We start from the raw sequence: 11880 nt of genomic DNA on the forward strand, positions 1-11880 counted from the left end.
TGCGCAGTCGAACGCAGCCTCGCGGGCTCGGCAGCTGCTACCCAATCGCATTCCAGCATTGCAGGTCATTTGATCGGCGGTTTTTTCGTACCTTTCTTGACCTTGGCCGTTTTGCGCACGGGCTCTTTCACCTCCGCGACGCAGGGGGCCGCAGGGAGTAAAGGCTCGGGCTCTTCTAACACATCCGCTTCGCCGGGCGGTTGGGTCAGGTTGAAACCCGGCAGGGGTACTTCAAGCAGGGTGTGCAGCTCGCACCAGAAGCCGTGTCCGGTCGCGGTATCGCTCAGCAACTCTGGTAACAGGTTGGCGACGGCAGCCAATACCTGCTGACGTTCTTCGGTTTCGGGCAGCAACAGCGGCAGGCTGCGCAGGCTTTCTTGCGGGTGAGCGAGTACCAGCATTTTCTGGGCTTGCAGGGTTTCGCGCAGGTTCAGCGGTTCGGCACTGTGGTCCTGCAGCAAGATCTGCAATTGCTGCAGCAGGTTTTCCAGATTGGCCTTGCCCGGTTCGTCGCTGTCGCGTTCCAGCAGGAGCAGAATGCGGATCAAGGCTTCCATCAGGCCGCCAAGGGGCAGGGCGGTTTCCAGGTGTTCGAGCAACTGTTTGTCGTGCTGCTCGGCGTGGGCCTGAAGATCGCGCTTCGGTGTGTTGCCATCGAGGCTATCGAGTGCGCCATACACGCCGTAGAAACACAGTTCCTGAGTCGCATCGCGCAGATCGCGGTAGCCGTTCAGCGCGTCCTGAATCTGGTTGGAAAACAACGCCTGCCAGGCCAGCAACGGATTGTCCGGGGCGACGGGGCGACGATCCTTGCGCACTTGCGCAGCGCTGCCAGCCAGCCACCACAGCGCCGGGTTCAAACTGCTCCAGAGCACCTGCTGCTGATGGAAGGGATGGGCCTTGCGCATCAGCTCGGCGCCTGGCTCGTTGATAAGCGGGCGCAACCACGGACGAACAAAAGCGTCGTAGAGGCTGTTGTTGATGCGTGAGGCGCGCTCGACCAAGGCGAATTCGCGATCATCATCGCGGGCTGGCTGCACGTTGCCGTGGATGTCGGCGATGTGCCGGGGTTCGAAACGCACCGCGTATTGCGTGTCGGGTAGATCGTCGATCAGCATTTCATAGAGCCCGGCGGGCAGGGCGTTGATGGTTTCGACCGCGCCCAGCAACTCACGGTGCTCACGTCGGGCGACTTCGCCGGAAACGAAGATGCCGAGATGGCCGATGCTGGCGTGACGCAGGTAGACAATGGTGCGCCCGGCGTTTTGCAGGGCGAGGTCGCTGGGGTACACATCGGCGATCCAGTCCAGCGCCTGTTGCGGCGAGGTGATGTTGTCGCCAAAGGAGCAAAACACCACCACGGGCACTTCGATGCGCTTGAGGTCGAGCCCGCTGCTCTTGCGGCCCAAGCCGCCGGACAGCTGATTGCCGATGAACAGGTCGTCGACAATCATCTCGATTTCTTCGCTGTTGAGCAGCGTCGGGCTGCCCCACCAGCGTTCGAAATCGAGGAAGCGTGCCGCTTCGGTGTCGACTTCGCTGAACAGGTGGTAGTACTTGCCCCAGTAGGCGTTGGCCGGATCGAGGTTTTCGAAATTACTGACCAGCCAGGTGCCGTCGAATCGGTCGTTGCCCAGGTCACTGCCCAGGCGCGCCATCCAGCCGCCACCCAGCAAACCGCCGGTGTAGCGCATCGGATTGCGCCCGTTGACCCCGGCCCAGTACGACAACGGCGCACCATTGACGATGATCAACCCCGGCAGTTCTGGCCGCGTTGCCGCCAACCCCATCAGCGCCCAGCCAGCCTGGCAGTTGCCGATCACCACCGGTTTGGCGCTGTCGGGATGCCGCGCACTGACCACTTCGATGAACTGCGCCTGCGCCGCGATAATATCCGCCAGGGTTTGCCCGGGACTTGGCGAGTGACTGAAGCTGATGAAATAGGTGGGATGACCGGCGCGCAGGCTTTCGCCGATGACCGAATCCTGTTTGAAACCGCCGATCCCGGAGCCGTGGCCGCCGCGCGGGTCAATGATGATCACCGGTTGCTGGTTGTCGATCGATTGCTCCGGGCTGCTGAGGATGCGTAACAGTGAGTAGTTGACCGGGCGCGCCAGGTCCGCACCGTTGAGCAGGGTTTCATGGTCGAACTTGAGCAACAGCGGAAAACCAGCGCGCTCATGGGCCAGGGTGTTGTCGCCGCGTTGACGCAAGGTGTCCCAGAACAACAGGCTGCGTTGGCTCAGGTCAGTGAAGTATTCCTGCCAGTCAGCCGCCGTAGGTTGTTTGAACTGGCCTTGGCTTAGCGGCGCGAAGGTTTTTGCCTGGCGCTGCTGCACGGCGTCGAGCACGTTGCGAGTGTTGAGCTGTTGCAGGTGATTCAGGTGCTCGAACAAACCGACCGTCGGGGACAGCGTTTGTTCTTGCGATGCAATAATTTCTTCCTGGCCCATGGTGATCTCCTGACACTGTGCGGGGGAGCCGTCAGCCAGACTAGCAATGGCTAGGCCGAATATCGGATTTTCACGAGTCTATAGCGAATAACTCCGCAGGGAGTACCGTTTATTTTGCAGTGCACAAAATATCCGTTGCCAAATGGTTTTGTGCACTGCAATATCAAGCCAATCGCGATGACTGCCCGGATCGCTGTCGCGTCCTCAGGCCTGAATGGGCCTTCCAGTACCAGGAGATTTCAGCATGTCTTTTTTCAACTCGGAAAAACTGCAAGCCACTCAGAAAGCCAACCTCGACCTGTTGCAGCAAATCAGCGGCAAAGTCTTCGCCAGCGTTGAGCAACTGAGCCAGTTGCAGTTCAAGGCACTGCGCGACTCCACCGAAGAACACTTCGAAGGTGTGCGCAAGTTGTTGGCGGTACGTGATCCACAGGGCTTCGCTGATTTGCAGGCGTCGTTCACTCAACCGAGCGCGCAAACCGAACGTCTGGCCGAGTTCAATCGTCAGGTTCAAGCGCTGATCGTCGGCACCCAGTCGGACATCGCCAAACTGACCGAACGTCAGGTCGAGGCCGGCACTCAGCAGGTGAATGAGTTTGTTGAGTCGATCAGCAAGAATGCCCCGGCTGGCTCCGAGCCAGTGGTCGCAGCCTTCAAGTCGGGCCTGGCGAATGCCAGCACTGTGTTCGAGAGCGCACAGAAGGCCGTAAAACAGGCGTCCGATGTGGCTCAGAGCGGTTTCGACGCAGCGACTGCCGCCGCCGGCAAAGCCGCTCCGGAAGCGGGGGCCAAGGCCTCCCACGGTAACAAGTAAGTCACATCAGGCTGGCGGTACCGATGGCGATGGGATTATTCCCCATCGCCATTTTTTCGGCTCGTTATCGGCGGCAGGCTTGGCGCCGAACATACCGAACATGTTCTGGGTATTGAGGTACAACGCCTTGGACTGGTCGACATACTGGCGCATCAAGTCCTGCATCACCGGCGCCTGCTGGTGCATGAAGGTGCTCCAGGCTTCGGTCGACTGGGCGCCGGTCTGGGACTGGATGTCGATGACGGTCTGGATGCTTTTATCCAGGTAGCTGCCGAGCACGCCTTGATACGGGCCGTAGAACTGGATGATGCCCATCAGCATTTCGCTGCTGAAGATCGGCTCTCCGCCGCTTTCGGCTTCCAGGATGACTTGCAGCAGAATACTGCGGGTCAGGTCCTCGCCACTTTTGGCATCGACCACCTGGAACGGGACTTTATCGACCACCAATTGACGAATATCGGCCAGGGTCAAGTGGCTGCTGGTGTGGGTGTCGTACAGGCGGCGATTGGGGTATTTCTTGATCAGGCGGGGAGTGTTCCGACTGTTATCTGTCATGCGGGGCGTCTCGTGGCGAGCCTGATTTAAAGGCATCTTAACCTTCTTTGGTGCCCTTGAGGCCGCCTTCGCGAGCAGGCTCGCTCCCACACTGGTTCTGCGGCGTTCACAAATCCCTGTGGGAGCGAGCCTGCTCGCGAAGAGGCCCGCCAGAACACCAAATATTCACGCCCGAAAAAAGGGACTCGCCGTTAAGCAAGTCCCCTTCGTGATACTGCATTCACCTACCAGATCGGCAAGCTATAGCTGACGATCAACCGATTCTCATCCAGATCACTGCCAAAGTTGGTCGAGCGCACGGTCGCATTGCGCCATTTCACCCCAACGTTCTTTAACGGGCGACTCTGCACGACATAGCCGATATCGGTATCGCGCTCCCATTCCTTACCCTCGGGGCGATTGATGCCCAGGTCGCACGAACGCCCAAAGAGGAGCGGGGCGCCGCGTGCGGTTCAATCGTTAGAACTGTTCGGCACTCAGGCCATACAAGGAGCCGCTGCCCGCGCGAATGGATTGCTCCAGGCTCAGAATGCGCGGGAGCAGGCGCTCGATATAGAAGTCAGCGGTGGCCACCTTCGCCCCATAAAAGACCGGATCTTCGCTGCTTTTTTCTTTGCGACTTGCGCCATGCGCGCCCAAAGCCAGGCGTAGGCGACGTAGCCGAACAGGTGCAGGTATTCCACTGACGCGGCGCCGATTTCATTGCGATTGGTCGCGGCCTGGTCTTGCAGCCAGTCGCTGAGGTTTTCCAGACGCTGCACGGCATCGAACAGTTGAGCGCAGTAGGGCGCGTCGGGCTGATGGGCGAAGTGGCGGATCTCGCCGGTGAACTGGCGCAGCGCTACGCCGCTGTCGGCCAGCACTTTGCGCCCGAGCAGATCCAGTGCCTGAATGCCGTTGGTGCCTTCGTAGATTTGTGCGATGCGCACGTCACGGACCAATTGTTCCTGGCCCCATTCGCGGATGTAGCCATGGCCACCGAACACTTGCTGGCCGTGTATGCAGCTTTCAAGGCCGGTGTCGGTGAAAAACGCCTTGGCCACCGGTGTCAGCAGCGCGACCAGGCTTTGCGCGTTGTCTCGCTCCCGGAAGTTATCGGAAAACTTTGCCAAATCCAGTTGCTGCGCGACATAACTGGCGAACGCGCGGCCACCTTCGGTCAGGGCTTTCATGCTCAGCAGCATCCGGCGTACATCGGGGTGAACGATGATCGGATCGGCGATCTGGTTCGGGGCCGTGGCACCGGTCGGGGAGCGGCTCTGCAGCCGTTCGCGGGCGTAGGCCACTGCGCTCTGATAGGACGCTTCTGCGCAGCCGATGCCCTGGATGCCGATCGACAAGCGTTCGTAGTTCATCATGGTGAACATCGCCGCCAGGCCTTTGTTGGCTTCGCCCACCAGCCAGCCGCTGGCGCCGTCGAAGTTCATCACGCAAGTGGCCGAGGCCTTGATGCCCATCTTGTGTTCGATCGAACCACAGCTCACGGCGTTGGCATGGCCCAGGGAGCCGTCGGCATTCACCAGCATTTTGGGGACCACAAACAGCGAGATACCTCGTGGACCCGCCGGTGCGTCCGGTAGTTTGGCCAGCACCAGATGAATGATGTTTTCGGTCAGGTCCTGATCGCCACCGGTGATGAATATCTTGCTGCCGCTGAGGCTGTAACTGCCGTCCGCCCGGGGCTCGGCTCGGGTGCGAATGATCCCCAGGTCCGTCCCGGCATGTGCTTCGGTCAGGCACATGGAGCCGGCCCAACGGCCTTCGTACATTGGCGGCAGGTAGAGGTTTTTCAATTCTTCGCTGGCGTGGGCATCCAGGGCCAGGCAGGCGCCGGAACTCAATGCCGAGTACAGCGCAAAGCTTGAATTGGCACCGTAGAGCATTTCTTCGAACTGCACGGCGAGCATCTTTGGCATGCCCATGCCACCGAAATCGGCGTTACCGGACAAACCGACCCAACCGCCTTCGATGTAGGTGGCGTAAGCCTGTTTGAAGCCCACGGGTGTGGTGACTTGACCGTAGACCCAATGCGCGCCTTCCTCGTCGCCGCTGCGATTGAGCGGTGCAATCAGATGCGAGGTGACTTTCGCCGCTTCCTCAAGAATGGCGTCGGCCGTATCGGCATCGATATTGTCGGCCAGGGCTGGCAGGCGTGCCCACAGGGCGGGGGCGTCGAACACTTCATGCAGCACGAAGCGCATGTCACGCAATGGGGCGTTGAATTCGGGCATAACGTGAACCTCTTGGGGCGGTTGTGCGAGGGGCGGTGTCGAATTTGGCGTGCACGAACCCGATACGGCAGGTACGAGGCCTGCCGCCTGGGTGATACAGCATCGGTTGAGTTAGAGCGCCTGGGCCCGGTCGCGCAGCACGTACTTCTGGATTTTGCCGGTGGAGGTCTTCGGCAGCAGGGTGAAGATCACCGTGCGTGGCACTTTGAAGCCGGCCAGGTGTTCGCGACAGAAACTGATGATGTCCGCCTCGCGCACATCCTGGTGATCAGCCTTCAAGGTGATAAAGGCGCAAGGGGTTTCGCCCCATTTTTCGTCGGGACGGGCCACCACCGCGGCTTCCATCACACCGGGATGGCGGTAGAGCACGCCTTCGAGTTCGATGGTGGATATGTTCTCGCCGCCGGAAATGATGATGTCCTTGAGCCGATCCTTGATCTCGACGTAACCGTCGGGATGACACACCGCCAGGTCGCCGGTGTGGAACCAGCCGCCTTCAAACGCTTCGGCGGTGGCCGTCGGGTTCTTCAGGTAACCCTTCATCACGGTGTTGCCGCGCATGAAGATCTCGCCGATGGTCTTGCCGTCGCGCGGGGTCGGTTTCAGCGTCGTCGAGTCACCGACCATCACGCCTTCGAGTGTCGGATAACGTACGCCCTGGCGGGATTTGACCTGGGCTCGCTCATCCAGAGGCAATTCATCCCACTCGGCATGCCAGGCGCAAAGTGTCACCGGGCCATAGGTTTCGGTCAGGCCATAGACGTGGGTGACTTTGATGCCCATTTCTTCCACGGCACCGATCACTTTGGCCGGCGGAGCAGCGCCCGCGACCATGGCGTTGACCGGATGATCGATGGCGGCCTTCGCCGATTCCGGCATGTTGACCAGGGCATTGAGCACGATCGGCGCGCCGCACAGGTGAGTGACCTGGTGTTCGCGGATCAGCGTGAGGATTTTCTGTGGATCGACCCGACGCAGGAACACATGCACCCCGGCCAATGCGGTGATGGTCCACGGGTAGCACCAACCGTTGCAATGGAACATCGGCAGGGTCCAGAGGTACACCGGATGGTTGCCCATCGCCCAGGTCATCTGGTTGCCCAGCGCGTTCAAGTAGGCACCGCGATGGTGATAGACCACGCCTTTTGGATTGCCGGTGGTGCCGGAGGTGTAGTTCAGCGAGATGGCTTGCCATTCGTCATCCGGCCATTGCCAGGCGAACTGCGGATCGCCTTCTGCCAGCAGCGCTTCATAGTCCAGGTCGCTGACGGCTTGGCCTTCGCCGTATTCGAGGTCATTGACGTCGATCACCAGCGGCGGGTGATCGAGCATGCCGATGGCGGCGTGAATCACATGGTGGAATTCACGGTCAGTGATCAGCACCCTGGCTTCGCCGTGTTGCAGCATGAACGCAATGGCTTCGGCATCCAGGCGCACGTTCAGCGGGTTGAGCACGGCGCCAATCATGGGTACGCCAAAATGCACTTCCAGCATCTCGGGGATGTTGGGCAGCATCACGGCGACGGTGTCGTCCTTGCCGATCCCGCGGCCCGCCAGTGCCGACGCCAGGCGCCGGCAGCGCGCATAGGTCTGCGCCCAGGTGCGGCGGATCGAACCATGGATGACGGCGGGGTAGTCGGGGTAAACGTGAGCGGTACGCTCGATGAAGCTGAGCGGAGACAGGGCAATATGATTGACAGCCGTAGGGGCAAGCCCTTGTTCGAAGATCGACATGTTCGGGTACTCGGTGGCTGATTGTTAGCTCTATAGATGACCTTTCAGCGTAGCCGCCGGGATCAACTTTTATGTCCGGCTTGCTTTATATAACAATCAGCCACGGATATGGAAGTACAACCTAGGTTGTATAGTATATATACTATATTGCATTCTTCTGGCGCTAAATGAGTGAGGCCATACTTCTATGGCCGGTATATCCTTGGTTTCCCCAACGTAGCGGATCTGCGATGACTCCCGTTCAACTGCCCGGCTCACCCTTATTGAGCTACGACCCACAGCCGAGTGTGCTGCTCGATAGCCAGGGTCAGCCGCTTGAATTGAATGCGGCGCTGCTGGCACTGCTGGCGCAGCATCCTCACAGCTACGTACCGGGGTTTTTACCGAAGAATCATCGCGACCTGGTGCGCGCCTGCCTGGATCAACAACGTGCCATCGAAGGGGTCGAGGCCGAGTTCCAGGCACAGATTCTGATCTGGACGTTTATTCCCGATCCGCAGCACAACCGCGTGCTCGCCCGTTGTTGCGTGGCCACGACCCGAGTGCTGGCCGAACGCGAGGCAGCCACGGCGCGGCGGCTGTATCGGTTGATCATCGAGAACACCACCGACCTGATTTCCCGGCATACACCGGACGGGCGCTTTCTCGATGCGTCGCCGGCCTCCTGGACCTTGCTCGGTTATTGGCCTGAAGCGCTGCGCGGGCAAATGGCTCAGGGACTTTTCCATGGCCAAGACCTGGCCAACCTCGTGCAAACCGCGCGCGATGCCCTGGAGCAGGACGGTTATCACACGATGACGTATCGCATCCGCCATCGCGACGGGCATTACCTGTGGTTCGAAACCGCCAGCCGGGCGATTCGTGAAACCTACACCGGGGCGGTGGTGGAAGTGGTCTGCGTGTCCCGGGACATTACTGCTCGCGTGCAGGCCGAAGAAAACCGGCGGCGTCTGGAGGACGAACTGGCGCACACCGCACGACTGGTGACGCTAGGGGAACTGGCGTCGGGTATCGCCCATGAAATCAACCAGCCACTGGCAGCTGTGGTCAATTATGCCAACGCCAGCCAACGCTACATGCAGGCGCTGGACACTAATCCGCAGGCCGCCGAACGGGTGGCCCAAGGCCTGGAACGCATCACCCTGCACGCCACTCACGCCTCGGAAGTCATCCGCCGTTTGCGCGGTTTTCTGCGCAAGGGGCAGCGGCGCATGCAGGCCTTGAATGTCGCCGATGTCGCCCGTGAAGCGCTGCGCTTTTGTGCCTGGGAAGCGGCCAATTGCCAAGTGACAATCGAGGATCGACTGCCGGATAATCTGCCGCCCGTTTATGCCGACCGGGTACTGCTGGAGCAAGTACTGCTCAATCTGTTGCGCAATGCCATCGATGCCAACCGCGAACAACATCCGGGCCGGCCGTCGCTGATCGTGATGGCTGCAGGGCAGGGCAGTGGTGCAACCGTTGAAATCAGCGTGCATGACCAGGGTCCGGGCGTCAGTGAACCGGAACTTGAGCAAATATTCACTCCGTTCTACACCAGCAAAACGGATGGCCTGGGCCTTGGATTGTCCATGAGCCGCAGCATCATCGAAGGTTTTGGTGGTGAGTTGCGGGCTCGCCGGCAACCGGCTGGGTTGCTGGTGTATTGCCGCTTGCCGCTGGCCGGCCCAATAAAACAACAACAGGAATAACGCAATGGCGGGTGTGACGGAACACGTGGTGTATGTGGTCGACGATGATCAAGGCATGCTCGATTCGACGGTATGGCTGCTGGAGTCGGTAGGCCTTAAGGCCTTGCCGTTTACCAGCGGTATCGAGTTTCTCGAAGCCTGCGATGCACGGCTCAATGCCTGCGTGTTGCTGGACGTGCGCATGCCTGGCATGGGTGGTTTGAACGTCCAGGAAGCCATGCGCGAGCGCGAACTCGACTTGCCGATCATCTTCGTCAGCGGCCACGCCGATGTGCCAATCGTGGTCCGCGCATTCAAGGCCGGAGCCCATGATTTCATCGAAAAACCCTACAACGAACAGTTGCTGCTCGACAGCGTGCAACAGGCGCTGAGCAACGGCGCGGCCAATCGCTCAGGCAATCTGGGGCACGAACAATTGCAGGAACGCATGCTGACGCTGACCCCACGGGAGCGCGATGTATTGCTGCCGCTGGTGCAGGGTTACACCACCCGCGAAATCGCCGAGCAACTGGGCGTGAGTGCAAAAACCGTCGACCTGTATCGATCGCGGGTGATGAAACGCATGCAGGCCGATACCTTGCCGGATCTGGTGGGCATGGCGATTGCGGCGGGGCTGGTTGATCCGTTGAAGCTGCGGTAACCGCGATGTCTTGAAGCGTCTCCTATACTTGATCCGCGTTGACCGGTTCAGCGCAGAGAGTTTCCCCTACGAACTCACAGTAAGGAGAACGTACATGACAATCCGCATTGGCGACGAAGCGCCGGACTTTACCGTCGAAAGCACCGAAGGCACGCTGCATTTTCACGAGTGGATCGGCGACAAGTGGGCGATTCTGTTCTCGCACCCCAAGGACTTCACCCCGGTGTGCACCACTGAACTCGGCTACATGGCAAGGCTCAAGCCAGAGTTCGATAAACGCAACACCAAGGTCGTCGGGCTCAGCGTCGACCCCGTCAGCAACCACCAAGCCTGGGCCAAGGACATCGAAGAAACCCAGGGGCATGCGGTCAACTATCCGATGATCGGCGACGAAAACCTGGTGGTAGCCAAGCTCTACGACATGATTCATCCGAACGCCAGCGGCGGTACCCGGACTGCCGTAGACAACGCCACGGTGCGTTCCGTGTTCATCATCGGGCCGGACAAAAAGGTCAAGGCGATGCTGATCTACCCAATGAGCGCCGGTCGCAATTTCGATGAGGTGCTGCGTCTGCTGGATGCTCTGCAATTGAACGCCAGGCACACCGTTGCCACCCCTGTGAACTGGCGTCCGGGAGAGGACGTGATCATTCCGACTTCAGTCTCTGATGAAGACGCCAGGAAGAAATATCCGGATGGTTTCAGAACGGTGAAGCCTTATTTGCGCACGGTGGCGCAGCCGAAGTAGAGGCGCCAGGGCTGGGTGACCAGCCCACTTAAATCAGCCGGCCGGCCCAGCCGTACAACTCATTGCCCCTGAGCCTGGTTTCTGAAAAAGGGCCTCGTTACCGTTTTGCCAGAAGCTGTAGTTCCCCTGGTAATCCTTGCCGGTGTAACGGGCCCCCGACTCACTCTGTACCTGGCTCAGGGTGATCGAAGTGTTCGCCCATTTCAGGTACACCACACCCGGTTGGGTCGTAAAGAACGTGGCGGCAATCAGCGTGCTGAACCCGGTGCAACGAAAAGCCAGAGGGCCTTCGGTGAGTCTGTCCGGGTCCTTGGTCCTGGCAATGGCCGAGCCCTGGCGCAGCTGGTGGGCGCGCTCGGCATAACTGCGGATCGCGCACGCTTTGGGCTCAGGCCCGGAGCCACACTGATTGCGGGACTCTATCCAGAACTGCTGGTCGATCGTGACTTTGTCTGGAGGCGGTACTGAGCGTTCATCCGTAAGCGACAGGTGATAAAGACGCATCAGCTCGATATCCATCTGCGTCAGTTGCGGATCGCGACAGATCAGCTTTTCAATGGATGCACGTGCGTTGGCACAGTCGAAACTGGTCTTGAGGGGGGGTGGAGGCGATGCAGCATTTGCACAGGTGCTCATCGCCGTGCAAACGCTGGTAGCGAGTAGACCGGTGAAAAGGGCCGTGACCGTTTTCATATTGGCTTCACCCAGATCATTGACTGAATTGTGAGCACCTGCAATAAAACGAAAATCGGTAAGTGATTGATTATTATGGATTTACTGTTATTTGTTGATGGTTGGCCGGGAAATGCCTCGAATACTTTGACATTTTTCCGGCCATTAAGAGTACTGCACAAGCCGTAGTGTTTGCTGATTGAACCGCAGCCTGGCTGCCTTAAGATGCTCGACTCAGATCCATGTCGAGCGTTCTATTTAGCATTTTCATAGGCCCGGCGCCTTAGCGCAGATGGCGAATCCGATGTACGCACAAACGCCAATCGAGTGCACGATGAGACG

The 11880-nt window shown here is 59.5% G+C and carries 7 protein-coding genes and 3 pseudogenes; 4 read left to right on the forward strand and 6 right to left on the reverse strand.

All coding sequences use genetic code 11. From position 1 onward, the window contains the following. Positions 1-65: 65 nt before the first annotated feature. The gene (locus tag JFV26_RS32795) at positions 66-2453 is read right to left on the reverse strand and encodes a DUF3141 domain-containing protein (protein WP_201197653.1); all 2388 of its coding nucleotides are present in this window, start codon (positions 2451-2453) and stop codon (positions 66-68) included. 244 nt (positions 2454-2697) lie between these two features. Here JFV26_RS32795 and phaP point away from each other — a divergent pair, with 244 nt between their 5' ends. Then, positions 2698-3267 carry a TIGR01841 family phasin gene (gene phaP / locus JFV26_RS32800; protein ID WP_201197654.1) on the forward strand — a complete coding sequence of 190 codons (570 nt, stop codon included), beginning with the start codon at positions 2698-2700 and terminating at the stop codon, positions 3265-3267. A 35-nt stretch (positions 3268-3302) separates the two neighbouring features. On the opposite strand, the pseudogene phaR reads toward phaP, so the two are convergent. From phaR to JFV26_RS32820, 4 genes and pseudogenes are all read right to left on the reverse strand, one after another. After that, positions 3303-3822, reverse strand: a pseudogene (phaR, locus tag JFV26_RS32805) (polyhydroxyalkanoate synthesis repressor PhaR). Between the two features lie 224 nt (positions 3823-4046). Continuing rightward, positions 4047-4214 (reverse strand): annotated as a pseudogene (locus tag JFV26_RS32810) (OprD family outer membrane porin); the annotation flags it as partial. A gap of 67 nt (positions 4215-4281) precedes the next feature. Continuing rightward, positions 4282-6053: pseudogene (locus JFV26_RS32815) on the reverse strand (acyl-CoA dehydrogenase C-terminal domain-containing protein). A 111-nt stretch (positions 6054-6164) separates the two neighbouring features. Further along, positions 6165-7787 (reverse strand): acyl-CoA synthetase, encoded by a 1623-nt coding sequence (locus tag JFV26_RS32820; protein ID WP_201197655.1) that lies wholly within the window; start codon positions 7785-7787, stop codon positions 6165-6167. 230 nt (positions 7788-8017) lie between these two features. Between JFV26_RS32820 and JFV26_RS32825 the strand changes: the two genes are divergently transcribed. The 3 genes from JFV26_RS32825 (at position 8018) to JFV26_RS32835 (ending at position 10866) form a co-directional block, all read left to right on the forward strand. Continuing rightward, positions 8018-9478, forward strand: coding sequence for a sensor histidine kinase (locus JFV26_RS32825; protein ID WP_242487972.1), 1461 nt, complete (start codon positions 8018-8020; stop codon positions 9476-9478). A gap of 4 nt (positions 9479-9482) precedes the next feature. Further along, entirely contained in the window at positions 9483-10118 is a 636-nt protein-coding gene (locus JFV26_RS32830; protein WP_201197657.1) for a response regulator transcription factor, read from the forward strand. 94 nt (positions 10119-10212) lie between these two features. Further along, entirely contained in the window at positions 10213-10866 is a 654-nt protein-coding gene (locus JFV26_RS32835; RefSeq protein WP_201197658.1) for a peroxiredoxin, read from the forward strand. 33 nt (positions 10867-10899) lie between these two features. Here JFV26_RS32835 and JFV26_RS32840 read toward each other — a convergent pair whose 3' ends face one another. Then, a complete protein-coding gene (locus JFV26_RS32840) occupies positions 10900-11559 on the reverse strand; it encodes an MliC family protein (RefSeq protein ID WP_201197659.1) in 660 nt (219 codons plus the stop codon). Positions 11560-11880: the final 321 nt, after the last annotated feature.

Source organism: Pseudomonas sp. TH31 (assembly GCF_016650815.1).
Lineage (GTDB): Bacteria > Pseudomonadota > Gammaproteobacteria > Pseudomonadales > Pseudomonadaceae > Aquipseudomonas.

Excerpts from the sequence above, each read along its gene's own strand:
- JFV26_RS32795 (WP_201197653.1), bottom strand. The coding sequence starts at position 2,453 with ATGGGCCAGGAAGAAATTATTGCATCGCAAGAACAAACGCTGTCCCCG.
- phaP (WP_201197654.1), top strand. The coding sequence starts at position 2,698 with ATGTCTTTTTTCAACTCGGAAAAACTGCAAGCCACTCAGAAAGCCAAC.
- JFV26_RS32820 (WP_201197655.1), bottom strand. The coding sequence starts at position 7,787 with ATGTCGATCTTCGAACAAGGGCTTGCCCCTACGGCTGTCAATCATATT.
- JFV26_RS32825 (WP_242487972.1), top strand. The coding sequence starts at position 8,018 with ATGACTCCCGTTCAACTGCCCGGCTCACCCTTATTGAGCTACGACCCA.
- JFV26_RS32830 (WP_201197657.1), top strand. The coding sequence starts at position 9,483 with ATGGCGGGTGTGACGGAACACGTGGTGTATGTGGTCGACGATGATCAA.
- JFV26_RS32835 (WP_201197658.1), top strand. The coding sequence starts at position 10,213 with ATGACAATCCGCATTGGCGACGAAGCGCCGGACTTTACCGTCGAAAGC.
- JFV26_RS32840 (WP_201197659.1), bottom strand. The coding sequence starts at position 11,559 with ATGAAAACGGTCACGGCCCTTTTCACCGGTCTACTCGCTACCAGCGTT.